This is a genomic window from Serratia sp. BNK-17 (assembly GCF_048684935.1).
Taxonomy (GTDB): Bacteria; Pseudomonadota; Gammaproteobacteria; order Enterobacterales; family Enterobacteriaceae; genus Serratia; species Serratia nematodiphila.
The window spans coordinates 4127534-4153130 of record NZ_JBLQTR010000001.1 but is presented as its reverse complement, the minus strand read 5'-3'; the positions used below and the strand labels follow the sequence as shown (position 1 = coordinate 4153130).

The following is a 25597-nucleotide window of genomic DNA, read 5'->3' as shown; positions in this document are numbered from 1 at the left end:
GCCCGCCGCGGCGAGTTCGGGCCGCCGCGCGGGTTTTCCGTTTCTTTACACTTTCCATAAAAAGCGCGCGCAGCCAAACGCCCGGCGCGCGCGGTCGAAGGTTAGCGGCTGAGCGTCGTCTTGTCGGCGATGACGCCATCCCCCTGCCGCTCGGCGGCAACCCCGCCGCCCAACACTTTATACAGGGTCGCCTGATTATCGTACGCCGTCTGCTGCGCGGCGATCAGCGACTGCTGCGCCGTATACAGCGTGCGCTGCGCGTCCAGCACGGTCAGATAGCTGTCCACGCCCTGGCGGTAGCGCAGTTCGGCCAGACGATAATATTGCTGCGCCGCCGCCACATAGCCGGTTTGCGCCGCCAGCTGCTCCCGCAGCGTGGCTTTGCGCGCCAGCGCGTCGGCGGTTTCCTGAAATGCCGTCTGCACCGCTTTCTCATAGGTGGCGACATACAGATCTCTCTGCGCTTTGCTGTAGTTCAGTTGCGACGTGTTATAGCCGCCGCTGAAAATCGGCAGGCTGATGCTCGGGGCGAATGACCAAACGCCCGCGCCGTGGCTGAACAGCGACGAGAGTTCACCGCTGCCCACCCCGCCGCTGGCGGTCAGGCTGATCGACGGGAAGAACGCCGCCCGCGCCGAGCCGATATTGGCGTTGGCGGATTTCAGGTTATGCTCCGCCTGCAGCACGTCCGGCCGCGTCAGCAGCACCTGCGAAGAAACCCCGGCCGGCAGGTCGCGCATGATCCCGCCCAGCGTGTCGATGCCGCCGGGCAGCAGGTTTTCCGGCACGCTTTGTCCCACCGCTAAATCCAGCGCGTTTTTCGCCTGCGCGGCGCTGGTCGCATAGCTGGCGGCGTCCGATCGCGCCTGTTGATAAACGGTCTCCGCCGACGCCACGTCGACCAGCGACGAGATGCCGTGCTGCTGGTTCTTGCGTGTCACCTCCAGCGACCGTTTGGCGCTTTCCATCGTCTGCTGCGCCACCGCCAGATTGCTGCGCTCGGCCGCCACCGCCACCCAGTCGGTGACGATGTCGGCGATCAACGTCAGGCGGGTACTTTTCGCCGCCTCCGAGTTCGCCAGATAGGTTTCGAACGCCGCCCGCGACAAGCTGGCGTTTTTGCCGAACAGATCCAGCTCAAAGGCGCTGACGCCGGCCTGCGCTTCGTAACTCTGGCTGATGGCGGTGGCATTGCCGTTGCCGGTCAGCGAACGCCCGCGGCTGCCGTCGGCGGTGGCGTTGATCGTCGGCAACAGCGCCGAGCGCTGCTCACCGTACAGCGCGCGCGCCGAGGCGATATTGGCGATCGCCTCGCGCAGATCGCGGCTGCTGCTCAGCCCCATCGCCACCACCTGGCGCAGCCTGGCGTCCTGCACATAGTCGCGCCAGGCGACGTCCGGGTAGCTCAACGCCTGCTTGCCGGCGGCCTCGCCCTGCGGCAGGTTGGCGGGCACCGGCGCCGCCGGGCGCTGGTAGTGCGGATCCAGCGACAGACACCCGCTCAGCAGCAGCGGTAAAGTTAACATCATGACTCGTTGCAACACGTTATTCTCCTGCCTGCGACGGCGAGTTGGCGGGCCGACGGGTAAACATGCGTCGCACCAGCACATAAAACAGCGGGACGAAAAAGATCGCCAATGCGGTGGCGGTAAGGGTGCCGCCGATAATGCCGGTACCGATGGCGATGCGGCTGTTGGCGCCGGCGCCGCTGGATACCGCCAGCGGCAGCACCCCGGCGGTAAACGCCAGCGAGGTCATCAGGATCGGCCGCAGGCGCATGCGCGCCGCGTGAACCGCCGCGCCAATCAGCGTTTCACCGCGCTGGTGCATTTCCTCGGCGAACTCGACGATCAGAATGGCGTTTTTTGCCGACAAACCGACGATGGTCAGCAGCGCCACCTGGAAGTAGATATCGTTCTCCAGCCCGCGCAGCGTGATCGCAAGCAGCGAACCGACGATGCCCATCGGCACCACCAACATCACCGCAAACGGAATCGACCAGCTCTCATACAGCGCCGCCAGGCACAGGAACACCACGATGAGCGAAATGGCGTACAGCGACGATGCCTGGCCGCTGGTCAGCCGCTCCTGATAGGAGAGCCCGCTCCAGGAATAGCTGCTGCCGGCGGAGAACTTCGCCGCCAGTTTCTCCATCTCGCTCATCGCCGTGCCGGAACTGACGCCGGCGGCGCCCTGCCCGGTGATCTCGAACGACGACAGCCCGTTATAGCGCGACAGGTTTTCCGGGCCGTAGATCCAGTGTGAGGACGCAAAAGCGGAGAACGGCGTCATGCTGCTGTCGCCCGCTGCGTTGGTGCCGCGCACAAACCATTTGTCGAGATCTTCCGGCTTGGCGCGATACGCTACGTCGCCCTGCATATAGACTTTTTTCACCCGGTTGCGATCGATAAAGTCGTTGACGTAGGTGCTGCCGAACGCGCTGCTAAGCGTGCTGTTGACGTCGCCGGCGCTCAGGCCGAGCGCCTGCAGTTTGCCGCTGTCGATCTCCACCTGCAGCTGCGGCGTGTCCGGCAAGGTGTTGGCGCGCACCGCCAACAGCGACGGATTGCCGGCGGCGGCGGCGACGATCTGATCGCGCATCGCCTGCAGCTCGGCGCGGGTGGTCGCCCCTTTGGCCTGCAGCTCGAAGGTGAAGCCGTCGGACTGACCGAAGCCGTCGATCGCCGGCGGGCTCATGGAGAACACCTGGGCGTCGCGCAGCGAGGCGAAGTGCGCCATGGCGCGTTTGGCGATGGCGTCGGCGGTGTTTTCGCTGCCGCCGCGTTGGCTCCAGTCTTTGAGGCTGACGAACGCCATGCCGGCATTTTGCCCGCTGCCGCTGAAACCGAAGCCGTTGATGGTGAAAATAGTGCTGACGTTGGCCTTTTCCTGCTCGAGGAAATAGGCGGTGACCGCCTCGCTCACCGCCGAGGTGCGGGCATTGGTGGCGCCGGCCGGCAAGGTGTACTGCACCATCACCGAACCCTGATCCTCATTGGGCAGGAAACCGGTCGGCAAACGCAGATACATCACGGCGGTGGCGATCAGCAGCAGGCCGTACAGCAGCAGATAGCGCGTCGGCCGGTGTATCACCCCGCCGACCTTGTCGGCGTACTTCTCCTGCAGCCGGTTATAACCGCGGTTGAATTTACCCAGCAGCCCTTTGTCGGTCTGTTCTTTATGCGTCGATTTCAGCAATGTGGCGCACAGCGCCGGCGCCAGCGTCAACGCCAGCACCACCGACAGCACCATCGAGGAGACGACGGTGATCGAGAACTGGCGGTAGATCACCCCGGTGGAACCACCGAAGAACGCCATCGGCAGAAACACCGCCGACAGCACCAGCGCGATGCCGACCAGCGCGCCGGTGATCTCGCGCATCGATTTCTCCGTCGCCTCGCGCGGCGGCAGCTTATCTTCACGCATCACGCGTTCGACGTTTTCCACCACCACGATGGCATCGTCCACCAACAGCCCGATCGCCAATACCATGCCGAACAGCGTCAGGGTATTGATCGAGTAGCCGAACGCCGCCAGCACGCCGAAGGTGCCCAGCAACACCACCGGCACGGTGATGGTCGGGATCAGCGTGGTGCGCAGGTTTTGCAGGAACACGAACATCACCACCACTACCAGGACCACCGCTTCGAACAGCGTTTTCACCACCTCCTCGATCGAGATGTTGATGAAGTCGGTGCTGTCTTTCGGGTAGGCCACCTTATAACCCTGCGGCATCGCGCTTTGATATTCCGCCACCTTGGCCTTTACCAGCTTGGCGGTGTTGAGGGCGTTGGCGCCCGCCGCCAGCTTGACCGCGATCCCCGCCGCCGGGTGGCCGTTGAGGTGCGCGCTGGCGGAGTAGTCTTCGTTGCCCAGTTCAACCCGCGCCACGTCGCCCAGCCGCACCAGCGCCCCGCTGCTGTCGCTTTTCAGGATGATATTGCGGAACTGTTCCGGCGTTTGCAGCCGCGACTGCGCCTTCACCGTGGCGGTCAGCTGCTGGTCGGCGGCGGCCGGCAGATCGCCTACCTTGCCGGCGGACACCTGGGTGTTTTGCGCCTCGATCGCCGTCTGCACGTCGGAAGGCATCAGCGCATAGCTCGCCAGCCTGGTCGGATCCAGCCAGATGCGCATCGCGTATTCCGAGCCGAACACCTGCACGTCCCCCACGCCCTCGATGCGCGACAGCGGATCCTGCAGGTTGCTGACCAGATAGTCGGAAATGTCGGCCATCGTCGCCTTGTCGGTCTCGTCATACAGCCCGACGATCAGCAGAAAGCTGCTCTGGGATTTCTTGACCGTCACGCCTTGGGCGGTGACCGCGCTCGGCAAGCGGCTTTCCGCCTGCTGAACTTTGTTTTGTACCTGCACCTGCGCGATATCCGGATCGGTGCCCTGATCAAAGGTGACGTCGATGCTGACCGAGCCGCTGGAGCTGCTGGTTGAAGAGAAATACAGCAGGCCATCCAGCCCGGTGAGCTGCTGCTCTATCACCTGGGTGACGCTGTTTTCCAGCGTTTCCGCGTCCGCGCCCGGGTAGGTGGCGGAGATGGAAATCTGCGGCGGTGACACGTCCGGGTACTGCGAGATGGGCAACGAATTGATCGACATCAGGCCGCACAGCATGATGATGATGGCGATCACCCAGGCGAACACCGGCCGCCGGATAAAGAACTGCGCCATATCACTGCTCCCCGCGTTGGTTTTTGTCGACCGAGACTTCAACCGGCTTCACTGCGGCGCCGATCGTCACCTTGCTGGTGCCTTCGACGATCAGGCGATCGCCTTCGTTCAGCCCGCTGCCGATCAGCCAGTTGCTGCCCACCACCCGTTCGGCGTTGACGGTGCGCTGCGCCACTTTGTTTTGCTCGTCCACCACCAACGCGGTGGCTTCGCCCTTGGCGTTGCGGGTGATGCCCTGCTGCGGCGCCAGAATGGCTTTGGGATCGACGCCGTTATCCACCGTGGCGTGGATATACATGCCGGGCAACAGCTCATGTTCGGGGTTGGGGAACACCGCGCGCAGCGTGACCGAACCGGTGGCCTCATCCACCGCCACCTCGGTCAGCTCCAGCTTGCCGGGGTGGGCATAAGACGTGCCGTCCTCCAGCTTAATGGCGACCGGCGTGACCGCGCCGCGCTGTAACGCCGCCTGTTGGCGCCGCAGTTTAAGCAGTTGGGCGCTGGACTGGGTCAGATCGACATAGATCGGATCCAGCGCGCGGATGGTGGCCAAGGCATCGGTCTGGCCGGCGGTGACCAGCGCGCCCGGCGTCACCGACGAAATACCGATGCGCCCGGCGATCGGCGCACGCACCTGGGTATAGCCGAGATTGATGCGCGCCGTCTCCAGCGCCGCCTGGTACTGCGCCACCGACGCCACGGCCTGCAGATACGCGGCTTTGGCGTCGTCTGCGTCCTGTTTGGAAACGCCGTTTTCTTTGACCAGCGCCGCATAGCGCTGCGATTTGAGCCGGGTGGATTGCACCGTAGCCTGGGCGTTTTTCAACTGGGCGGCGGCCTGATCGTAGCTGGCCTGATAGCTGGCGGGGTCAATTTGATACAATGCCTGCCCGGCTTTCACCTCGGCCCCTTCGGTAAACAGCCGCTGCTTGATGATGCCGTCGACCTGCGGCCTCACGTCGGAGGTCATGGTGGCGTTGACCCGGCCGGTCAACTCGCTGCTCAGGGTCACTGACTGGCCGCGCAGCGTGACCACGCCGACCTCCTGCTCACCGCCTGCGCCCGCCAGCGCACCGGCGTTTTGCCCATCGCAGCCGGCCAGCAACAGCGACAGCCCCAGCGCTAAAAGCGTTTTCCTCTGCATTGCAATACGATCCTATTGAGAATGACTATTCTCAATATATCGAATGCCGCAATGCGCTTCTGAAAGGGTTGCGTAAGGATTGCGTAAAATCTTTTCGGGCTGGAAAACGCGCAGCGCGGTGGGTTTATCCTAATCTGCGCGCAAGCGTCAGCGCCAAAATCGTGGCGATGCTGATACCCGCCGCTCCCAGGAAAACGGCGGATGAACTGCCGGGAATGAACGCCATAAAGGATGACAAGAACTGGCCGGAGAAAATCGCCATCGATAAATAGGCCAGATTTCGCCCCCGGGTGCGGGGGGAGCTTTTTTCTACGGTCATATGATTAACCAACGGCACCGAGAAGCCGAACCCGCATCCCATCAGAATGCCGCCGGCAACAAATGCCGCAGTGCCGTGCGCAGAGGCGAAGAGCTGATGCGCTGCGGCATAACAGACAAACGCCGCGCCAAGCGCGCCGTTTTCTCTGAGTAAAGCCACCAACCTGGGCATCAGCGCGGCGGCAAAAACGGCGATAAGCGAGATAAACGACAGGAAGTATCCCGTTTGCGCCGCCCCGATATTCATGTGGTGGAAATGCTGCGGGATGATAATGATCCCGGTGAAGAAGCAGATCATGGAAAGCACAGCGGAAAAATAGACCGCGGTTAATCTGCCGGCGCCGGTGGAAATGGCATCATCGCGCTGAACGTTGTCTGATTCGCCCACATCGGACTGGGGTTTGGGCACAAACAGCAACTGCATCGCCAGCAACACCCAGGCGACAAGATACAACAGGAAGGGCCAGCGCCAGCCGAGCGTCGCCAACAGCCCGCCGATAAACAGAAAGATGACGCCGCCCAGCTCGATCGACATGCCTTGCGAAGCGATCATTTTCAAGCGCGCCTGCCCGCTGTAAAAAGCAGAAATCAGACCGGTGCCGGCTGACATCACGATCGCCGTGGCGCCGCCAAGCAGCAGGCGGTCGAGCATCACCGGCCAAAAGCCGCGCAGGAACAGCCCCCCCGACCCAAGCAGGCCATACAACAACAGCCCCCAGCTGAGCGCCGCGTAAGCGCCCGCCTTGTCAATAAAACGTCCGGCGAAGGGGCCAAATATCACCACGCCCAACGACGGCACGGTGACCAGCCAACTGGCCGCGGAAGGCGTGCCCAACTGGCTCGCGATCTCCGTCAAACCGGGAACGATCACGCAACCGACCATGATCGTCAGACAGGCCACGGCCAAGAGCGTAAACGCCGCCATTTTTCTTAATTCACGCATAGAGTGCCTCACTGAAATATCCGATATATGGATATAACATCCACAATTCGGACGGTATTCTTGAGGCTTCTGCCCAACATGTCAACGCGCAAACTGTAAACCGAATGTCAATCCTACCCTGCCAACGTCGGCAACCCTCCAGTTATTACCTGCAATGGCTGGCAGGCGCTTTTTGGCAATCCATGCGCTTTGTCACTCAATGAGCGTTGACATCGCCCACATCCGGCAACAGAATAATAACCATTATTCGGATGAATTATCCATTATACGGATAATTCAGAATCAATATCAACCACACCACATCTCGCTGCCGTCAAGTCGGCGACAACCTAAGTGAGGATCTCATGAGTAAAGAAATTTCACGTCGTAATATCATCAAGCGCATTCCGCTGTTGGCTGGCGGTGCCTTGCTTTCTCAATCCCTGCTGTCTTCCGCCATGGCGGCGCCATCATCCGCCCTACCGGCGGCGGCGCGGAAAGGCGCGTTTACTGATGCGGGCGCATCGCTCGATAAGTCATTGATTTCCTACTATCAGGTGCCGATACAGAAACGCTTGAAGATCAATGAGAAAGGCATTCAGGGCAAGCCCTACGCCGAGTTCTTCGACAGCAATCTGGATGCGCCCGTAGAGATGATCCGCGCGCTGGAACAGGGGCCGTTGGCAAAAGAACACATCCTTCAACCCACGAAAGCGGGCCTGAAAACCCTATTGGAACGTTTTGACGAGTTTCCGGTATCGGGTTACGCCGTCGTTGAGGATGGCGGCCCCTGCGCCTATGCGCAAAGCCGCCATATTTTTCCGGGCGTGACCACGGAGATGTTCAAGTGGTGGTTCTGCTGGCACCCGATCGAGAGCGAACGCTATTATCTGTGGTTCCCGCATGCTCATATCCACAACTCGGTTGTCGATCCCAAGCGTCTGGCGGATACCCGTCTGTCCTACGCTGAGCGGCTGTACGGCAACCCGAACCACATTACCGAGTACATTGGCGATAACTATCTTGACGGCGTTATCCATTTTAATGCGCCGGAAAGCTTCGGCGTCGAGAGCGAGTTGCTCAAAAAGCATCGCTTTACCTTTAACGCCAGCGGCATCATCACGCCTTATGATGCGCAATCAACGCCGCTGGTGTTGATGATTCATCTGGGTCGCGACACGCCGCAAGGGATGGAAATGGTCAACCGTTACTGGATCGGCACGCATGAATCCTGGGATAGATTCGATAAGTTCCCGGACGGCGGAAAACGCTCCCGCGAATACATCACAAAAGCGGGGATGACGAAAGCGTCGCTGGAAGGCTTTGCTTATGAAATGGCCGTCCACGATATGACGGAGTTTTCTTCGCTCGGCCGTTTCCTGCCTGAAATTTATGCCCGGTTCGGCAACAGCTGACTGCCGCCTTCCCCTCGCCAACGCAGCGCCGGGGGCGAGGCATGCTTGCCCATGCGGCGTTTAGCGCCTGCCGGGCCAAACGCCCCGGCTTGTTATGCCAGCATCGCCTCGATTTCCGCTTTGCACTGCATCAGCGAACCGAGCAGATGGTCAAACTTTTCCTCGAAGCGCATGGCCGGAACCGCAATGGATATGGCGTAAAGCTCGTTGACGCCGATATTGAGATAAACGCCGACGCCACAGACGCCGCGAGCGTGCTCTTCGCGATCGATGGCGTAACGACGGATCCTGGTTTCCCGAATGTCCTCCAGTACGGATGAGACTGTCCTGAGGGTATTATCCGTTCTGACATCCGGCTGGCCGCCAAGCAGATCCGCAATCTTTTCGTCAGGCAGCTCGGCCAGAATGGCTTTGCCATGCGCCGTGCAGTGGCACGGAAAGGCGGTGCCAACGGCTGATACGACGCGAAGTTCCTGATCGGAAACAAACTGGCCTACCGATACCGCGTGGCTGCCGCGGTAAACGCACAAATCGACGGTTTCACGCGTGCGGCGGCCCAGCGTTTCCATCGCCGGTTTTGCAAGGGTGATCACATCCGTATGCGCGGAAGCCGCCAGGCGGGCGAGCGCCGGCCCTAATTGAACGCCGCCGCTGCCCATGATGAGCAGCTGTTGCGATTCAAGCGAGGTGACCAAACGGTGTACGGTGGTGCGCGGCAGCCCCGTTTCCCGGGACAATTGAGAGATGGTCATGCCCTTCGGTTGAGTTTCCAGCGCCCGCAGCAGGGTGGCGGCCCGGGCAATCACCTGTGAGCCGCTATTATCCGCGTCATTACTCATCGTGATGTTCCACATTGAATGGGGTCAGGGACGAAAGAATATCACAGGTTGTCCACATATTGGATAGGTGGACAAGATCCATGGAAAATCCCCCGCCTACCTGCCTCATCACAAATACCAGGATTTTTTTAGAGCAACACAGTGAGATAAAAGCAATAGCTCCCCCATGATATTCAGGATGGCAGTCTGCCCATGCTTCATCATCGCGCAGGCGCCTACGCCAACAGCCTCGCGTACCTACGGCTTTTTACGGCTTCGCCAATCTGAACACCGTTTTGGTGTGCCAATAGTAGTCGATCGCCGCCGCGATATTCGGCATCCAACCGTCCGGCTCATAGGGCACGAAGCCGGAAAAACCCAGCCTGCGGGCAGAGACCTGGAACCCCGCGCCGGAGAAAATGCGCGCATAGTCGTCCAGCGAGCGATCCTGCACCACGGTATGCGTCTGTTCAGCGACCCTTGCGCGCCATTGCGGCCACAGCGGGTTGTCGGTGTGGCAACCGGTCACCGCATAGTAAACGCCGCCCGGTTTCAGCGCCCGCAGCATATCGGCGGCATGCTGCGCGATATCTTCGATCAGGTAGATGACTTCATGGCTGAAAGCGATATCGAAATGGTGATCCCAGCCTGTCAGCCGCGTGTCGGTTTGATAATCGATCGGCAGGTTTCCTTTCAGGCGATTGGCGTGTTCGACGGACTGGCGGGCGATATCGACGCCTAGCCCTTCACGAAATGGCCGGATTTGGTGCAACAGACGCAGAAAACCGCCCTGATTGCAGCCGAAGTCCAGCACCCTGACGCCGGACAGTTCGTGTTCCGGCACCAGAGTTAGCAGATGCCGCCAGATAGGTGCATGGCCTTCGGCCATGGCCTGCTCTGCGTGCGGATCGCGATACCAGGTGGGAATGCTCAAGGGTGAGTCGTTCATGATGGCCTCCTTATGTTTCCACTCAGCCAACCACAGCCTATGGCGACAAACAACCGTGCGCGCATTTTTTGAACATTCACTGCTCTGGTTTGCCATGCACCGGCAGCTGGCTGGTCACGCAGTGAATGCCGCCGCCGCCGGCCGCGATGGCGTCGATCTCCAACTGCACCACCTTGCGCTGCGGATAGAGCGCCGTCAACAGCTCAAACGCCGCTTTATCCGCCTGCGGATCGCCAAACTCAGGGGCGATCACCGCGCCGTTGATCACGAAATAGTTGATGTAGCCCGCCGCAAAATCGGGATTGTGGCGGCTGAAACGACTGTCGCGCGGCGCCAGCGGCGGCGAAAGCGTATGCACCTGCAGCTTGCGGCCGTCGGCGTCGGTCGCTGCCTTGAGGATCGCCAGATGCGCCTGGGTAACCGCATGATCATAAGAGGCCGGATCGGTGTCCAGGTTGGCCACCACCACGCCCGGCCGCACGAAACGGGCATAAAAATCGACGTGGGCATCGGTGATGTCCCGGCCTTTAATGCCCGGCAGCCAGATAATTTTGCGCAGGCCGAGCATCGCCTTCAGCTCCTGCTCCACCCGATCGCGGTTCCAGCCTGGATTACGGTTTGCATTCACCCAACTGCTCTCGGTCATGATGCCGGTGCCGCGCCCATCCACCTCAATGCCGCCGCCTTCCCCCACCAGCGCGCTGCGGCGCGGCTGAGCGACGCCGTATTTTTTGGCGGCGAACGCCGCCAGACGCGCATCCTTGGCATGCTGCTGCTTATCGCCCCAGCCGTTGAAGTTGAAATCCACCGCGCCCAGCGCACCGGCGTCGTTGATGACGAAATTGGCGCCAATGTCACGCATCCAGATGTCATCCAGCTCGGTGACGACATAGCTGACGTTCTGACTGCCGCAGGTGGCCTCCGCCAGCTGCCGTTCGTGCGCGCGGCAAAATACCGTCAGCGGCTGAAACTCGGCGATGGCGCGGGCGATGCGCCCCTGCGCTGCCTGCACGTCCGCCGTGAACCCGCCCCAGATGGCCTTCTGGGCGCCGAAGGCGAGAAACGCCCGCAGCTGAGGTTCCCCTTCGTCGGGCATCCGCCAGGCCGGATTAAGCGCAGCTTCTGCGTGACCGCGTAATGGAAAGCCCAACGATGCCGTCAAGCTGACGCCGGCCACCGCCGAAAGCTGCTTGATGAAGGTGCGACGCGATGACATAAACGACCTCTTTTAATTAATTTAAATTCAAATGGTTAACCGAATTTTTCACTCTCCGGCACTTGAATCCCATGCTAGTCTTCCCCTGCCACCGCGACAAACGATATATTTAGTGGATATCTGATTAGACAGGCTTATCGATAATGTTAAAACACTGGCCCCCTTTGAGCGCACTGCGCGGTTTCGAAGCGGCGGCGCGCCTGGGCAGTTTTCATCAGGCCGCCGAAGAATTGCACCTGACCCAGTCGGCCATCAGCCAACAGATCCGCAGCCTCGAGGCGTTTTTGGAACAGCCGCTGTTCTTCCGCACCGGCCGCAGCGTAACGCTGACCGACGCCGGCCACGATTTGTTCAGCACCGCACAGGTGATGCTGCAACAGTTGGCCGTCGGCATTCGCCGTTTGGATCAGTACCGCAAACCCAACCAGCTGATCGTCAACACCACCCCGGCCTTTGCCCGCCACTGGCTCGCGCCGCGGCTGGGCGAGTTCAATCAGCGGCATCCGCAGATCGATCTGTGGCTGTTCACCAGCTTTGAACCGCCGGATATGGCGACGGACAGCATCGATCTGGCGATCCGCGACGATCTCAGCGCGCAGGCGGACTGCACCTTTAACGTTCTCTGTACCGACCGGCTCTATCCCGCCTGCCACCCCAGCCTGCTGGCGTTGGCGCCGGAGCAGCGCGTGACCTTGCACGGCGAACGCGAGATGGACTGGAGCCACTGGACGGTGGCGGGCGGCGCGCACGTCGGCCAACGCGACAGCGGGCTGAACTTCTCCGATCCTGGTCTGCTGCTGGACGCCGCCTGCAACGGCCTCGGCATTGCGTTGGTCAGCCAACTGCTGGCGCAACACGCGCGCGACGTCGGGCTGCTGCAACCGTTAACCGAGCAACGCGTGCGCGGCGCCAACTGGGCGTGGCTGCTGCACCGCGACAGCGAACACAATCCGCTCGCCCGTCACTTCTGCCAATGGCTGCAGTCGGCGCTGCCCGCCGGCGCATAACGCGTCACGTCACGATTTGCTACTCTGGTCAGGCGGCCCCGCCTGACCGCTGCTACCTTCAATAAAGCGTCGCAACAACCCGAAGAAAACGCGCTAACCTGCTGTTTCAAAATAATTAGTTGAATTCACCTGATAACTGAACATCGCTAAAAGGATCTTCTATGTCTGCCGGTTTATTGAAAACGATAGCTCTGAGCGTGGCCCTTGCCTGCACCGTTCCCGCCGCCTTTGCCGCCGATCTGACCGCCGGCGCGGTCGCCGCCCCGGATCAGTATGGCGCCAAGGTCGCCGCGCACATTCTGCAGGCCGGCGGCAACGCGGTCGACGCGGCGGTCGCCACCGCCTTTACCCTCGCGGTGACCTACCCTGAAGCCGGCAATATCGGCGGCGGCGGATTTATGACGCTGTATGTCGACGGCAAGCCCTATTTTCTCGACTACCGCGAAGTGGCGCCCAAGGCCGCCAGCAAGACCATGTATCTGAACGAGAAAGGAGAAGTGATCGAAAATCTCAGCCTGGTGGGCAGCCGCGCCGCCGGCGTGCCGGGCACCGTGCTGGGGTTGTGGGAAGCCCACAAGCGTTTCGGCAAGCTGCCGTGGGCCGAACTGCTGACGCCGGCGATCGGTTACGCCCGGCAAGGTTTCACCGTAGCGGATCAGCAGTATCAGTACCGTGAAGACGCCAACAAGCTGTTCGCCGGTAAAACCAACTTCGGCGACTATTTCGGCGCCATGAAGCCCGGCACGGTGTTCAAACAGCCGGAGCTGGCCGCCACCCTTGAGCGCATCGCCAAATCGGGCGCCGACGATTTTTATCACGGCGAAACCGCCCGCCTGCTGGTGGCGCAAATGCAGCGCGACAACGGGCTGATCGGCGCGGCGGATCTGGCCGACTACCGGGTGAAATGGCGCGAACCGATGCGCATCAGCTGGCGCGGCAACACCGTGTATACCGCCCCGCTGCCCAGCTCCGGCGGCATCGCGCTGGCGCAGCTGCTGGGGATAAAAGAAGATCGCGCCGCCGACTTCAAGGACGTGCCGCTGAACTCGGCGCGCTATATCCACCTGTTGGCGGAGATCGAAAAACGCGTGTTCGCCGATCGCGCCGACTACCTCGGCGATCCGGATTTCACTAACGTGCCGGAAGCGCAGTTGATCGCCCCTGATTACCTGCAAAAACGCGCCGCCGAGATCAATCCGCAGGCGATCTCACCGACCGAGCAGGTACGGCCGGGGCTGGAAACCCACCAAACCACCCATTTCTCGATCGTCGATGCCGCCGGCAACGCCGTCAGCAACACCTATACGCTCAACTGGGACTTCGGCAGCGGCGTGGTGGTCAAAGGCGCCGGCTTCCTGCTCAACGACGAGATGGATGACTTCAGCGCCAAACCGGGCGTCGCCAATGCCTTTGGCGTGGTGGGCAGCGACGCCAACGCCATTGAGCCGGGCAAACGCATGCTCTCCTCGATGAGCCCGACCATCATCACCCGCGACGGCGACGTCACCCTGGTGATCGGCACCCCGGGCGGTTCGCGCATCTTCACCTCGATCTTCCAGGTGATCAACAACCTCTACGATTACCACCTGCCGCTGGCGCAGGCGGTGGCCGCCCAGCGCGTACACCATCAGCTGTTGCCGAAAGACACCGTCTACTATGACAGCTTTGCGCCGCTGACCGGCAAACCGGCGGACGAGCTGAAGGCCATGGGCTACACCCTCGAAGACCAGGGCTGGAACATGGGGGATATTCAGGTCATCCGCATCGATGGCCGCACGCCGGAAACCGCGTCCGATCCGCGCGGCCGCGGCGTGGGCCTGGTGGTGAAAAAGTAACGCCCCGGCGGCCCGCCTCAGGTTAGACGGGCCGCTACTTCCCCGCATTGACTGCCGCTGCGCCCTTTCTTACTCATCTATACTGAAGCGACAGGCTCGCGTTTGACGACGGCGGCGTCTGCCTTCCTTCTTAGACGATAACGACAATATTAATTTTAAATCAATCACCTGCATTTATCGTAAGCGGTGTCGGAGGCAATCAATAATGGCGAAAAGACGAGCAGTACCCGGTGTCCATCCCTACGATGGGCCCGCCGGCGGTTGGGGCGCGCTGAAAGCGACGGCCATCGCCGTGCGCACACAGATGGATACCCTGGAAGCGCCGGTGACGCTGATGCGTACCAACCAGCCCGACGGGTTTGACTGCCCGGGATGTGCGTGGCCGGATAAAGAGCATCGCTCCACCTTTCAGTTTTGCGAAAACGGCGCCAAAGCCGTGACCTGGGAAGCGACCAGCAAGCGCGTGACCCCCGAATTCCTGGCGCAAAATACCGTGACCTCACTGCTGCAAAAAACCGATTATCAGTTGGAGGACTACGGCCGTCTGACCACGCCCCTGTTTTATGACGCCGGGACGGACACCCTGCGCCCGCTGGCCTGGGACGAGGCGTTCCAACGCATCGCCGCCGTCTTGCAGACGCTGCCGCCGGAACAGGTGGAATTTTATACCTCCGGCCGGGCGTCCAATGAAGCGGCCTACCTGTTCCAGCTGTTTGCGCGTGAATTTGGCAGCAATAACTTTCCCGACTGCTCCAACATGTGCCATGAGCCGACCAGCGTTGGCCTGCCGCAGTCGATCGGCATCGGCAAAGGCACTGTCTCGCTGGACGACTTTGACAGCGCGGAGCTGGTTATTTCCATCGGGCACAACCCGGGCACCAACCACCCGCGCATGATGGGCACGCTGCATGAGCTCGCGCGCAAAAAAGTGCCGATCATTGTGTTTAACCCGCTGCGCGAGCGGGCGCTCGAACGTTTCACCGATCCGCAAAACGTCATCGAAATGGCGACCTACAGTTCGACCCCGATCGCTTCAACCTACTATCAGGTCAAAGCCGGCGGCGATGCCGCGGCGCTCAAAGGCATCGCCAAAGCGTTGCTGCAGTTGGATGATGAGCATGGCAATGCGCTGGATCACGCCTTTATTGCCGAGCACACTGAAGGGTTTACGGCTTTCGACGCCGATCTGCGGGCCACCCGTTGGGAAGCCATTGAGGCGGAAAGCGGTCTGACGCGTCAGGATCTGGAACAGGTCGCCGCCGCTTACGCGAAATCCAACGCCACCATCGTGACCTACGGCATGGGCATTACGCAGCACAATAAAGGGACGGCCAACGTGCGCCTGATCGCTGACCTGCTGCTGCTGCGCGGCAACATTGGCAAACCGGGCGCCGGCATTTGCCCGCTGCGCGGCCACTCTAACGTGCAGGGCAACCGCACCGTCGGCATCACCGAAAAACCCTCGGCCGAATTTTTGGCGAAGCTGGAAACGGTGTTTGGCTTCACGCCGCCCAAAGCCCACGGTCACGATGCCGTGAAATGCATGCAGGCGATGATCGACGGCGCTTCGAAAGCGTTGATTTGCCTGGGCGGCAACTTCGCCGTGGCGCTGCCGGACCCCGAGCAGAGCTTCCCGGCGATGAAAGCGCTGGAGTTAAGCGTGCATATCGGCACCAAACTCAATCGCAGCCATCTGTTGGTGGCGAAAGAAACTCTCATTCTGCCCTGCCTGGGCCGTACCGAGCTGGACCTGCAGGCCGGCGGACGGCAATCGGTGACGGTGGAGGATTCGATGTCGATGGTGCATGCCTCGTCCGGCAAATTAAAACCGGCGTCGGAACTCCTGCGTTCGGAACCCGCCATTGTGGCCGGCATGGCCAAAGCGGTGATGCCCGCCAGCAAAGTGCCCTGGGATGAGTTGGTCGAGGATTACGATGTGATCCGCGATCTGATCGAAAAAACCATCCCCGGCTTCGACAATTACAACGCGCGCATTCGTCAACCCGGCGGTTTTCGCATGCCATTGCCGCCGACAGAACGCCAGTGGCCGACGGCGACGGGCAAAGCGATGTTTTCGGTGTTCAGCGGGTTGCACGAAGACCAGATTGCGGCGGAACAAGATACGCTGCGGCTGATCACCCTGCGCAGCCACGATCAGTACAACACCACCATCTATGCCCTGGATGACCGCTATCGCGGGGTTTTCGGCAGGCGCGATGTGCTGTTTATGAATGACAGCGATCTGCAACGTTTGGGGCTGGAGCATGGCGACGTGGTCGACCTGGAAACGGCGCTGCCCGGCAGCACCCAACGCCTGGAAGGCATCACGGTGATCGCCTACAACATCTCGGCCGGATCGGTCGGCGCCTACTACCCGGAAGCCAACGTGCTGGTGCCGTTGCATTACATCGATGAGGAGAGCGGTACGCCTTCGTACAAATCGGTGCCAATCCGCGTGAAGTTAAGATCCAAAGAGGTGCGCGCGGTTAAGATCGCTTAGTAGGAATGCTTTGGCCCCCACAGGCATCTGATTGGGGGCCATTTTTATCCGACTACGGAGCGGCGTCCTATTTGCCGTTGGCCAATTCACCGTACACCACCTGGCCGCGGAAACCGCGCCGCACCTGCTGGAACAGCTCGCGGAACGCCGGGTAATCCTGCGCCTGGCACAGCGCTTCCTTGCCGCGAATGGCGTTCACCTGCAGGCGGTGATTGACGGTCACCTGCTGCCCGTCGCGCCGCCATGCCACGCGATAGTCGCCCGCCGCATTGCGGAACTGCCTGTCTTGCGGAATGGCGATAATCGGCACGTTGGCCGGCAACTGCAGACGGTAGGTTTCGTCGTAGCGCTGCGCGCTGCAGTAGAACGGGGTTTCGTTGCCCGGCGCAGCCGTGGTGGTATACAGCGTGCGGAACGATTTGCCGCCGGGCGGGTTGGGCAACGTCATGCCGCCCACCACGCCGAAATCGACGTAGTCGTCCGCCTTGAAGCGGAAGCGGTAACCGAACTGCTTTTTGAGATCCAGCGGATCGCTGTTCATCGCCACCTCGCCGCTGCCGTCGATGCCGGATGCGGACATGATCGTCGCTTCGGCCTGCGCCCGGTTCTGGCGGTTGATCTGCGAGAAGTAGCCCCGCAGGTCAATCTCTTCCACTTCGCTCAGCCGGCGCTCGGTTTCCCCCTGCAGGTTGCCCGCCTTGTCGAACACGAAATCGACGCTCAACGCGCTCTTGACCGGCTGCTCGTCGCTGCCCGGGGTGCGCGCCAGTTTGGCGTCGCGCGTGAGCAGCACCGGCGCGCCCAGATCGCCCTCCGGCAGTTGCCCGAAACGCGCCCAGGGATTGGTGGAATCGAGGTACAGTTTGAATTCCGGCACATAGGTGATGGCGTGATTAAAGCGGCCGAGCAGCGGCACGTTAGGCAGTATCGGGCCTTCGTCCATGCCGATCAGCACCGGCGAGCTTTCGATGCCCTTGGCGGCGAGCAGCGCCTCCAGGATCACCACGTGATCCTTACAGTCGCCATAGTGGTTATCGAGAATGCTCTGCGCCGAATTCGGCTCCAGCCCACCATTGCCCAGATACACCGCCACATAGCGAATGTTTTGCGCCACCCAGCGATAGAGGGCCTCCGCCTGCTCGCGCCGATCGCTGATGCCGGCGGTAATGTTGTCCGCCAGCGCCTGAATGCCCGGCGTCACCTTTGCCGCCGCGCCGGCCTTCAGCTGGTAGGCCTTGGCCAACTGCGGCCACTCGCGGTAGGTGCTGGCCATGATGGTCGGGCTGAAGGTCCAGCTGTCCGCCGCCCAGTTTTGCGCCTTCATCGGCGCGCTGCGCGAATAATGCCAGCGCCAGTGCGCTTGGCCGTTGCGGATCTGCGGTTGGTCCCCGCCTTCAACGCCGCGCGTGAAGATATGCATCGGCAGCTTGGCCGGCGCCTGCAGGGTCACTTCGGCGTCGTCGAACTGATCGAAAACGCTGAACGTCTCCCACAGGCCGAAATAGTCGGGGAAATACGGGGTGTTTTGCGTGCGGCGCAGCTCATACACCACGCGCGATCCCGGCGCCAGGTTGGAGAACACGATGACGCGCACTTTGCGGTCGGCATACAACGGCGCCGTGGCGCTGGAGTAGCTCTCCTGGGTGTAGATGCGGTCGGGCGCCACGTCGTGGCGCTGGCCGTCGGCGGTCAGCGTATAGGCGGCGACCACCTCGAGCGTTTCCATTTTTTCGCTGTAGCTCAGGCGGATCTGGCTGAATTTCTCGATCGCCGCCTTGGTCTTCAGCAGCACTTCGTAGCTTTCCGTCTTCACGTTGGTGGCGTTGGCGTTAACGCGATAATCCGCGCGATAGCGCACGAAGCTGAAATCGTTGTTGGCCGTGTCGTTCTGGCCCTGATCCGCCGCGGCGGGCGGTGCAGCGGCCAACACGGTGGCCGGATGCGTCGCCGTCAAACCGGCGAGTAACAGTATGGAAGGAATAGCGATTTTCATCTTCGGTCCTTGAAGGGTGTTAAGCAGCGACACCGGGCCATACGTCCGTCCCGGCGTCAAAACAGGCGGGCACACTAATATAATTGAGAATCATTTTCAATAAACGAACCATCAACGCCCGGGTTAGCCCTGCTCGATCAACATGACGGCGGTGGTCTCCGGCTCCAGCGCTTCGAAAATATGCTCGCGATCGGCGGAGTAACTGATGTAATCCCCGGCGCTCAGCACCTGCGGCTGATCCGCCGGGCCAAGGCGCGCGCGCCCGCTGCTGATGATCACATGCTCGACGGTGCCCGGCGGATGCGGCCGCGAGCATTTCGTTTCACCGGGTTGCACCCGCAGCCGGTAAATGTCGCGCTGCGCGCCCGGTGGACAAGTGGCCAACAGCGTGGCGGCGTAGTTGCCCTGCTCCGACAGCGCCGGCGTTCCCTCATGGGCGCGGATCACTTGCACCGGCCTGCTCGGCTGTGAAATCAGCCGGCTGACCGGCACATCCAGCGCCATCGCCAGCGCCCACAGCGTTTCCAGGCTGGGGTTGCCGCTGCCGGCTTCGAGCTGCGACAGCGTGGACTTGGCGATACCCGCGCGCTTCGCCAGTTCGGTAACGGACAGATTCAATCGCTCCCGCTCACGGCGGATTGCCGCCGACAAGAGGCCAATCGGCGTGATGTTCTGCATTAGGCTCTCGCTCATTGTTCGTTATACCATTCAATTGTTCGGCTTGACGAACGGCGTCAACCGTGTTCATCATAATGTTCGATTGTTCATTTTAATGATTAAGCGACTTCACCACAAGCACGGTCAGGCCGCGAGGGAAACGACATGAAAACGAAAACGCGCGGCGCAGTGCAAATGATCCTCGCCATGACGATCTCCGGCACCGTCGGTTGGCCGGTGATCGTGTTAGGGCAGCCGCCCGCCACGGTGGTGTTTTGGCGCTGCGCGTTCGGCGCGCTGGCGATGCTGGCCACCTGCGCCGCGCTTGGGCAACTGAAATCAGGCGCCATCAACCGACGGCAGCTGGCTTTCGCCGTCCTGGGGGGCCTCGCGCTGGTGCTCAACTGGACGCTATTGTTTGCCGCCTATGCGCATGCCTCGATCGCTGTCGCCACCGTGACCTACCATGTTCAACCGTTTATGTTGGTGGCGCTGGGAGCGCTGCTGTTCGGTGAAAAACTGACGGCTAACCGGCTGGGCTGGCTTCTGCTGGCGTTCGCGGGGATGGTGTTGATCGTCACCGGCCGGCAAAGCGGTGGCGGCAATGGCGACTATCTGCTGGGCGTGGCGCTGGCGCTGGGGGCGGCCCTGATGTACGCCCTGGCGGCGGCGATCGTCAAACAGCTGGCCGCGCTGCCGCCGCAGCTGATCGTGTTGATTCAGCTGACCGTCGGCGCGCTGGCGCTGGCCCCGTTCGCCGGTCTGGCCCACCTTCCCGCAGATTCGTTCGACTGGCTGCTGCTGGCGACCCTCGGTCTGGTGCATACCGGGTTGATGTCCACGTTGCTCTATGGCGCGATCCAGAAAATCCCCACCGCTCTGGTCGGCGCGCTGTCGTTTATCTACCCGGCAGTGGCGATCGTGGTGGACTGGGCGGCGTTCGGGCACCGTCTCAGCCTGTTGCAGCTGCTGGGCACGCTGGCCATTCTCGGCGCGGCGGCGGGCATGAACTTCGGCTGGCGATGGCCGCCCGCCGCGCACCGGGCCGGTAAAATCGGTTAATCCCGCCTGACGGGCAAGCTATGCACAATAAGGCATTCGCCTTGTGTCCGGCGCGGTGCTATTTATTTAAACCGTGTAGGGTAGAAGGAGTGTTCTATGTGGCATCACCGCCTGCAACGGCGCATCCGTTTCAGCTACTGGAACGAACTGTGCGTCACAAAAAAATAAGGGAAGGCGCAAGCCTTCCCTTTTGTCATTCACCGCTCGGGTCAAAAACGGTCGGTTTTCACCACCTCGTCGAACGGCAGCTTGCCGATGCGCGGGTAAGGTTGCCCCGCCGCCTTGCCGATAGCGACCATCAGCGCGATCTGATAATGCGCCGGCTTATTGATAATCTCGCCCACCGCGTCGAAATCAAAACCGTCCATCGGGCAAGAGTCGTAGCCCTGCGCCTTGGCCGCCAGCATCAGCGTCTGGGCGAAGATGCCGCTGCTGCGCATCACCTCGTCGCGCTGCACCTGCGGCTTACCGCGATAATACTGATCGACGGCCGGGATCATGAATTGTTGCACCGGCTCCGCGGCCTCGGCCCAGACGGTTTTTACCTGTGACTCCCAGCTCGACAGATCGCCGCACAGCACGACCAGCATCGACGCGTCGGTCACCTGCGCCTGCCCCCACGCCGCCTCGCGAATTTTCTCGCGCTGCGCGCGATCTTCAATCAGCAGCGGGCGCCAGTGCTGCAGGTTAAACGCGCTGGGAGCGCCCTGCAGCGCGATAGTCAGCAACGCTTTTTTCTCTTCGAGCGTCATCACGTGCTGCGCATCGAACTGCTTGGTGGCGCGGCGCTGGCGGATTGCGTCTAACGTATTCATTTTACTGCCTCTGTCCATGTGAAAAGCTCTATTGTCGCCAACGCGGCGTGGCTGTCCAGCCCCCGGCGGCTATTTCTGCGCGGTTTCGGCGCGCAAGCGGCCGACCTGCGCCGCCAGGTCCGGCCACGGCGCCTGACCGGCGTAATGCTGCCGCAGGTAGTTGAGCAGGATGGCGATTTGCGCGTCATTCAGGTTATGGCGAAAGCCCGGCATATAGCCCAGCTCGGCGTTCGCCGGCCGCTGTATGCCGTCCAGCACCACGCGAATGGCGTTGTCCGGCGCCTCGGCGAACAGGTTGGTATTCAGCGCCAGAGACGGGCGCACCCCCGCCATCTGCGCGCCTTTTTCCTGCGCATGGCACGCCATGCAGGCACCGGAAAACAGCCGCGCCCCTTGCGAACTCAGGGGCTCGACCTGGCGCTCCGCCTGAGCGTTCAAAGTTGCCGCCGCGGCCTGCGCCGCCGCTTCCGGATGATAGCTGCGCAGATAGACGGCGATCGCCTGCAGGTCGGCCTGCGGCAAGCGCGACAGCCCTTCTTCGATCACCGGCGCCATCGGGCCGGCGGCGACGCCGTGGTTGGCCGAGTAGCCGGTGCGCATGAAATCGACCAGATCCTGCTGTGACCAGGCGAGCGGCGCGGGCGAGCGGCCGGTCAACGCCGGCGCCGTCCAGCCTTCCGCCACGCCGCCGGCCAGGTGCTCGCCGCCGGTTTTCTCGCCGAACAGCACGTTGCGCGGCGAGTGGCAGGCGCTGCAGTGCCCCAACCCTTCGACCAGGTACGCGCCGCGGTTCCAGTCGGCGCTTTGGGCTGGCTGTTCCGGCAACGCGCCCGGCGTCAGGAACAGCAGGTTCCAGGCGAAGATGCCCTGGCGAATGTTGAACGGAAAGTGCAGATCGGTGGCCGGCGGCCGGTACTTGACCGGCGGCTGCGACATCAGATAGGCATACAGCGCCTGCAGATCGTCGTCGCGGGTGCGGGTAAAGGCGGTATAGGGAAACGCCGGATAGAGATAGCGGCCCTGGCGATCGACGCCGTGGCGCATGGCGCGTTCGAACGCCGCGTAGCTCCAGCTGCCGATGCCGGTTTCCACGTCCGGCGTGATGTTGGTGGTGTAAATGGTGCCGAAGGGGATCTCCATCGCCAGCCCGCCGGCGTTGCGCTCGCCGCCCGCACGGGTGTGGCACACCGCGCAGTCGCCGAGATCGGCCAACGTTTTGCCGCGCGCGATCTGCGCCTCGCTGAAACTGTGGGTCGCATCGGCGGCGAGAGGCGCAATCTCCGGCTGCCAACTGGCGACCACGCCGGCGACCACCACGGCGATCACCGTGACGCCACCCCACCCGACGATTTTTTTCATCTTACTCATCTTTGCTGTCCTTGTTCGTTACGGGGGGTTAATGGCCGGCCTGAGCGCGCAGCGCGGCGAGCACCCGCGCCGGTGTGAACGGCACCTCGCGCAGGCGCACGCCGAGGGCGTCAAACAGCGCGTTGCCGATCGCCGCCGCACTCGGCACCGAGGCGGACTCTCCTGCGCCCATCGGCGCTTCGTCCGGGCGGTCGATCAGCTGGATATCGACCTGCGGCAATTCGTCGAAGCGCAGGATCGGATAGCCGCCCCAGTCCAATGACGTCACGCCCGACGCGTTGAAGGTCACAAACTCTTTCAGCACCCGGCTGGCGGACTGGATAATGTTGCCGTGCACCTGATGGCGCACCCCGGCCGGATTGATCATCCGGCCGCAATCATGCGCCACGAAGATTTTATCGAGCGTGATCTGCCCGGAAAGGCGATTGACGCTGAGATCGCACACCCAGGCCGCCCAGGCGGCGCCGAAGCCGGGAAATTTGCTGTGGAAATAGCGCGCATAGGCGAAGCCGCGGCCGCTCACCACTTCGGCGCCGGCGGCGCGCGACCGGTGCGCCGGGCCGTCTTGCCAGTTCGCCTGGCGCTTCAGGGCCTCAATCAAGGCCACTGCGCGCGGATCGTTCAGGTAACGCAGGCGAAACGCGATCGGATCTTCGCCGGCGCGCCAGGCCAGCTCGTCGATCCAGGACTCATGGGCGAACACGTTGGGCAGCGCCGAAACGCCGCGCATCCACGAGGCCCGCACGATCGGCGCGGCGTCCTGGCAAATCACCCGCATGTGCGGATACTCGTATTGCGGAATGGCGGTGCGATCGCCCATCTGTTGCACGTCAGCCCGGTTGGCCACCTTGCCGGTCAACACCAGCGGCAAGGTCACCGCATTGTTGGAGGGATAGCTGGTTTTCAACTCGTAGGCCGCCACTCGGTTTTGCGCGTCGAGGCCGCCGCGCACCCGGATCAACTGACCGGTGCCCTTCGGCTCCCAGCCGGATTCCTGTTCGCGCATCAGCTGCACCCGCACCGGGCGGCCGGTCGCCCGCGCCAACAGCGCCGCGTCCGCCGAGACGTCGTCGGCGCAGTTGCGGCCATAGCAGCCGGAGGCCTCCATGCGGGTGATATGCACCTGCTCAGGCGCCAATTCCAGCAGCGTGGCGATATCTTTGCGCAGATCGTGCGGGTTTTGCGTGCCGGACCACACCTGCGCCCGCCCGTCTTTAACCTCCGCCACTGCGCAGGAAGGGCCGATCGAGGCGTGCTGATGGTAAGGCCAGACATAGTCCGCCCGCACTTCGGTATGCAGCGATGCCAGCGCGTCGTCCGTGCCCGCATCGTCGCGCAGCACGCGGTCGGTTTTCGGGTTGGCTGCCAGCGCGGCGGGCAGCGCCTCCGGCGACAGGTCCGGCAGGCCGGCCCAGGGTTTCCATTCGGTTTTCAGCCGGCGCATGGCGGCGATCGCCTGCTCTTCGCGCTCGGCCACAATGCCGATGAAATCGTTGATCACCACCAGTTTCACGATGCCCGGCAGATGCGCGATCGAACTTTCATCCACCGACAACAGGCCGCCGCCCAGCGGCGCGCTGCTGTCGGCGCCTGCGTAAGGCGGGCGCACCACCCGGCCATGCAGCATGCCGGGCAAACGCAGATCGTGCACGTAGGTCAGCGCGCCGCTGACCTTGGCCGGAATATCGACCCGGGCGACGGCGCGGCCGACATAGCGGCTCTGCTGTTCACCGTTCAGCGGCACGTTTTTATCCAGCGCCACGTGCAGATTCTGCCCGCTCGCCAGCTGCGCATAGCTCAAGGCGCGCCCCGGATTCTTGGTCACAAACACCTGCCCCGCCGCCGCCGTCAGCTGGTCGGCCGGCAGTTCGAAGGCTTTGGCCGCCAGCGCCGTCAGCATATGCCGCACCTGCGCCGCCGCCTGGCGCAGCGGCACCGACGTCACCTGAAGGGTGGCGCTGGCGATAGTTGGCCCCTGATCCGGCGTGCGTTGCGTATCGCCGAGGATCATCGTGACGTGCTCGAACGGCACGCAAATTTCGTCGGCGACGATCTGCGCCAGCGCGGTGCGAATGCCGGTGCCGAGATCGACGTGGCCGTTGAATGCCGTCACCCGGCCGTCGGCGGTGAGGCTGATAAAACTGTCTACCCTGTCCAGCGGCAGCTCGGCAGGCGTTGGGGCGGGCTCGGCGGCGAAGGCGTTAAACGGTGCGGGCAGCAGGCTGCTGACCATCACCACACCACCGGCCTGCAGCAGCTGGCGGCGGGTCAGTTCGAGGCGGCTCATGCTTGCCTCCGTGCAGCCAGCAGCGCGCGGGCGCGTTCGGCGGCGCGCAAGATCTCAAGATGGGTGCCGCAGCGGCACAGGTTGTAGGCCAGCTCTTTCTTGATCGCCTGTTCGTCCGCCTCGGGTTCACGTTCGAACAGCGCGACCAGCGTCATGATCATACCGTTGACGCAGTAGCCGCATTGCGCCGCCTGCTCATCGATAAATCCTTGCTGCACCGGGTGCGGCGTTTCCGGCGTGCCCAGGCCTTCCAGCGTGGTGACGGACTTGCTTCCTACCGCGGCCAGCGGCATTGAGCAGGAGCGAGCGGCGACGCCGTCGATAAGAACGGTGCAGGCGCCGCACTCCCCCAGGCCGCAGCCGTATTTGGGGCCATTCAAGTGCAGATCGTTGCGTAACACGTACAACAGCGGGGTCTCGGGCGAGATATCGCCGAGTGGAACCACCCGGCCATTAACATTGATTTCCATGGTGAAACTATCCCTTAAACAAACGGATTTAATCCGTAACATCACTGCGTCGAATAATTGAGCAGCATGCTAATAATTATCATCAAAAGACTTGATAATGTTAAGGGAATGTGGCCGCCATGGCTTTAACGAAAAGTG

18 protein-coding genes are annotated in these 25597 nt (G+C 62.2%); 5 read left to right on the top strand and 13 right to left on the bottom strand.

Annotated features, from left to right (window positions below):
• Positions 1–101 precede the first annotated feature (101 nt).
• The 4 genes from ACMGF7_RS19745 to ACMGF7_RS19730 form a co-directional block, all read right to left on the bottom strand.
• Positions 102–1544: an efflux transporter outer membrane subunit gene (locus tag ACMGF7_RS19745; RefSeq protein ID WP_164094940.1), complete on the bottom strand. Its 1443-nt coding sequence runs from the start codon at positions 1542–1544 to the stop codon at positions 102–104.
• 1 nt (position 1545) lies between these two features.
• Positions 1546–4683 (bottom strand): efflux RND transporter permease subunit, encoded by a 3138-nt coding sequence (locus ACMGF7_RS19740; RefSeq protein ID WP_197763545.1) that lies wholly within the window; start codon positions 4681–4683, stop codon positions 1546–1548.
• A gap of 1 nt (position 4684) precedes the next feature.
• Positions 4685–5827 (bottom strand): efflux RND transporter periplasmic adaptor subunit, encoded by a 1143-nt coding sequence (locus tag ACMGF7_RS19735; protein ID WP_164094938.1) that lies wholly within the window; start codon positions 5825–5827, stop codon positions 4685–4687.
• A gap of 124 nt (positions 5828–5951) precedes the next feature.
• Positions 5952–7070, bottom strand: a complete 1119-nt coding sequence (locus ACMGF7_RS19730; RefSeq protein ID WP_420286771.1) for an MFS transporter — start codon at positions 7068–7070, stop codon at positions 5952–5954.
• Between the two features lie 362 nt (positions 7071–7432).
• On the opposite strand from ACMGF7_RS19730, the gene ACMGF7_RS19725 reads away from it, so the two are divergent.
• Positions 7433–8482 carry a DAPG hydrolase family protein gene (locus ACMGF7_RS19725; RefSeq protein WP_420286591.1) on the top strand — a complete coding sequence of 350 codons (1050 nt, stop codon included), beginning with the start codon at positions 7433–7435 and terminating at the stop codon, positions 8480–8482.
• A gap of 92 nt (positions 8483–8574) precedes the next feature.
• Here the strand turns inward: ACMGF7_RS19725 and ACMGF7_RS19720 are convergent, their stop codons facing one another.
• The 3 genes from ACMGF7_RS19720 to ACMGF7_RS19710 form a co-directional block, all read right to left on the bottom strand.
• Positions 8575–9321 carry an IclR family transcriptional regulator gene (locus tag ACMGF7_RS19720; protein WP_004938000.1) on the bottom strand — a complete coding sequence of 249 codons (747 nt, stop codon included), beginning with the start codon at positions 9319–9321 and terminating at the stop codon, positions 8575–8577.
• A gap of 247 nt (positions 9322–9568) precedes the next feature.
• Positions 9569–10249 carry a class I SAM-dependent methyltransferase gene (locus tag ACMGF7_RS19715; protein WP_085336882.1) on the bottom strand — a complete coding sequence of 227 codons (681 nt, stop codon included), beginning with the start codon at positions 10247–10249 and terminating at the stop codon, positions 9569–9571.
• 76 nt (positions 10250–10325) lie between these two features.
• Positions 10326–11465, bottom strand: coding sequence for an agmatine deiminase family protein (locus ACMGF7_RS19710; RefSeq protein WP_197842831.1), 1140 nt, complete (start codon positions 11463–11465; stop codon positions 10326–10328).
• 143 nt (positions 11466–11608) lie between these two features.
• On the opposite strand from ACMGF7_RS19710, the gene ACMGF7_RS19705 reads away from it, so the two are divergent.
• The 3 genes from ACMGF7_RS19705 (at position 11609) to ACMGF7_RS19695 (ending at position 16807) form a co-directional block, all read left to right on the top strand.
• Positions 11609–12472, top strand: a complete 864-nt coding sequence (locus ACMGF7_RS19705; protein WP_060559691.1) for a LysR substrate-binding domain-containing protein — start codon at positions 11609–11611, stop codon at positions 12470–12472.
• Positions 12473–12633: 161 nt separating this feature from the next.
• A complete protein-coding gene (gene ggt, locus ACMGF7_RS19700) occupies positions 12634–14307 on the top strand; it encodes a gamma-glutamyltransferase (RefSeq protein WP_164094935.1) in 1674 nt (557 codons plus the stop codon).
• 202 nt (positions 14308–14509) lie between these two features.
• Positions 14510–16807, top strand: a complete 2298-nt coding sequence (locus ACMGF7_RS19695; RefSeq protein WP_274864129.1) for an FdhF/YdeP family oxidoreductase — start codon at positions 14510–14512, stop codon at positions 16805–16807.
• A gap of 67 nt (positions 16808–16874) precedes the next feature.
• On the opposite strand, the gene ACMGF7_RS19690 is transcribed toward ACMGF7_RS19695, so the two are convergent.
• Both ACMGF7_RS19690 and ACMGF7_RS19685 read right to left on the bottom strand, forming a co-directional pair.
• The gene (locus ACMGF7_RS19690; RefSeq protein ID WP_004938037.1) at positions 16875–18800 is read right to left on the bottom strand and encodes a DUF3857 domain-containing protein; all 1926 of its coding nucleotides are present in this window, start codon (positions 18798–18800) and stop codon (positions 16875–16877) included.
• A gap of 123 nt (positions 18801–18923) precedes the next feature.
• On the bottom strand, positions 18924–19493 hold the full coding sequence (locus ACMGF7_RS19685) for a helix-turn-helix domain-containing protein (RefSeq protein WP_197763540.1): 570 nt from the start codon (positions 19491–19493) through the stop codon (positions 18924–18926).
• A 129-nt stretch (positions 19494–19622) separates the two neighbouring features.
• Here ACMGF7_RS19685 and ACMGF7_RS19680 point away from each other — a divergent pair, with 129 nt between their 5' ends.
• Positions 19623–20519 (top strand): DMT family transporter, encoded by an 897-nt coding sequence (locus tag ACMGF7_RS19680; protein WP_197842833.1) that lies wholly within the window; start codon positions 19623–19625, stop codon positions 20517–20519.
• 209 nt (positions 20520–20728) lie between these two features.
• Here the strand turns inward: ACMGF7_RS19680 and ACMGF7_RS19675 are convergent, their stop codons facing one another.
• From ACMGF7_RS19675 to ACMGF7_RS19660, 4 genes are all read right to left on the bottom strand, one after another.
• A complete protein-coding gene (locus ACMGF7_RS19675; protein WP_004938044.1) occupies positions 20729–21334 on the bottom strand; it encodes a nitroreductase family protein in 606 nt (201 codons plus the stop codon).
• A 69-nt stretch (positions 21335–21403) separates the two neighbouring features.
• Entirely contained in the window at positions 21404–22702 is a 1299-nt protein-coding gene (locus tag ACMGF7_RS19670; protein WP_049240952.1) for a c-type cytochrome, read from the bottom strand.
• 28 nt (positions 22703–22730) lie between these two features.
• On the bottom strand, positions 22731–24989 hold the full coding sequence (locus ACMGF7_RS19665) for a xanthine dehydrogenase family protein molybdopterin-binding subunit (protein ID WP_197763537.1): 2259 nt from the start codon (positions 24987–24989) through the stop codon (positions 22731–22733).
• Positions 24986–25459 carry a (2Fe-2S)-binding protein gene (locus ACMGF7_RS19660; protein WP_021503731.1) on the bottom strand — a complete coding sequence of 158 codons (474 nt, stop codon included), beginning with the start codon at positions 25457–25459 and terminating at the stop codon, positions 24986–24988. Before ACMGF7_RS19660 ends, ACMGF7_RS19665 begins: the two co-directional genes overlap by 4 nt.
• Positions 25460–25597 lie beyond the last annotated feature (138 nt).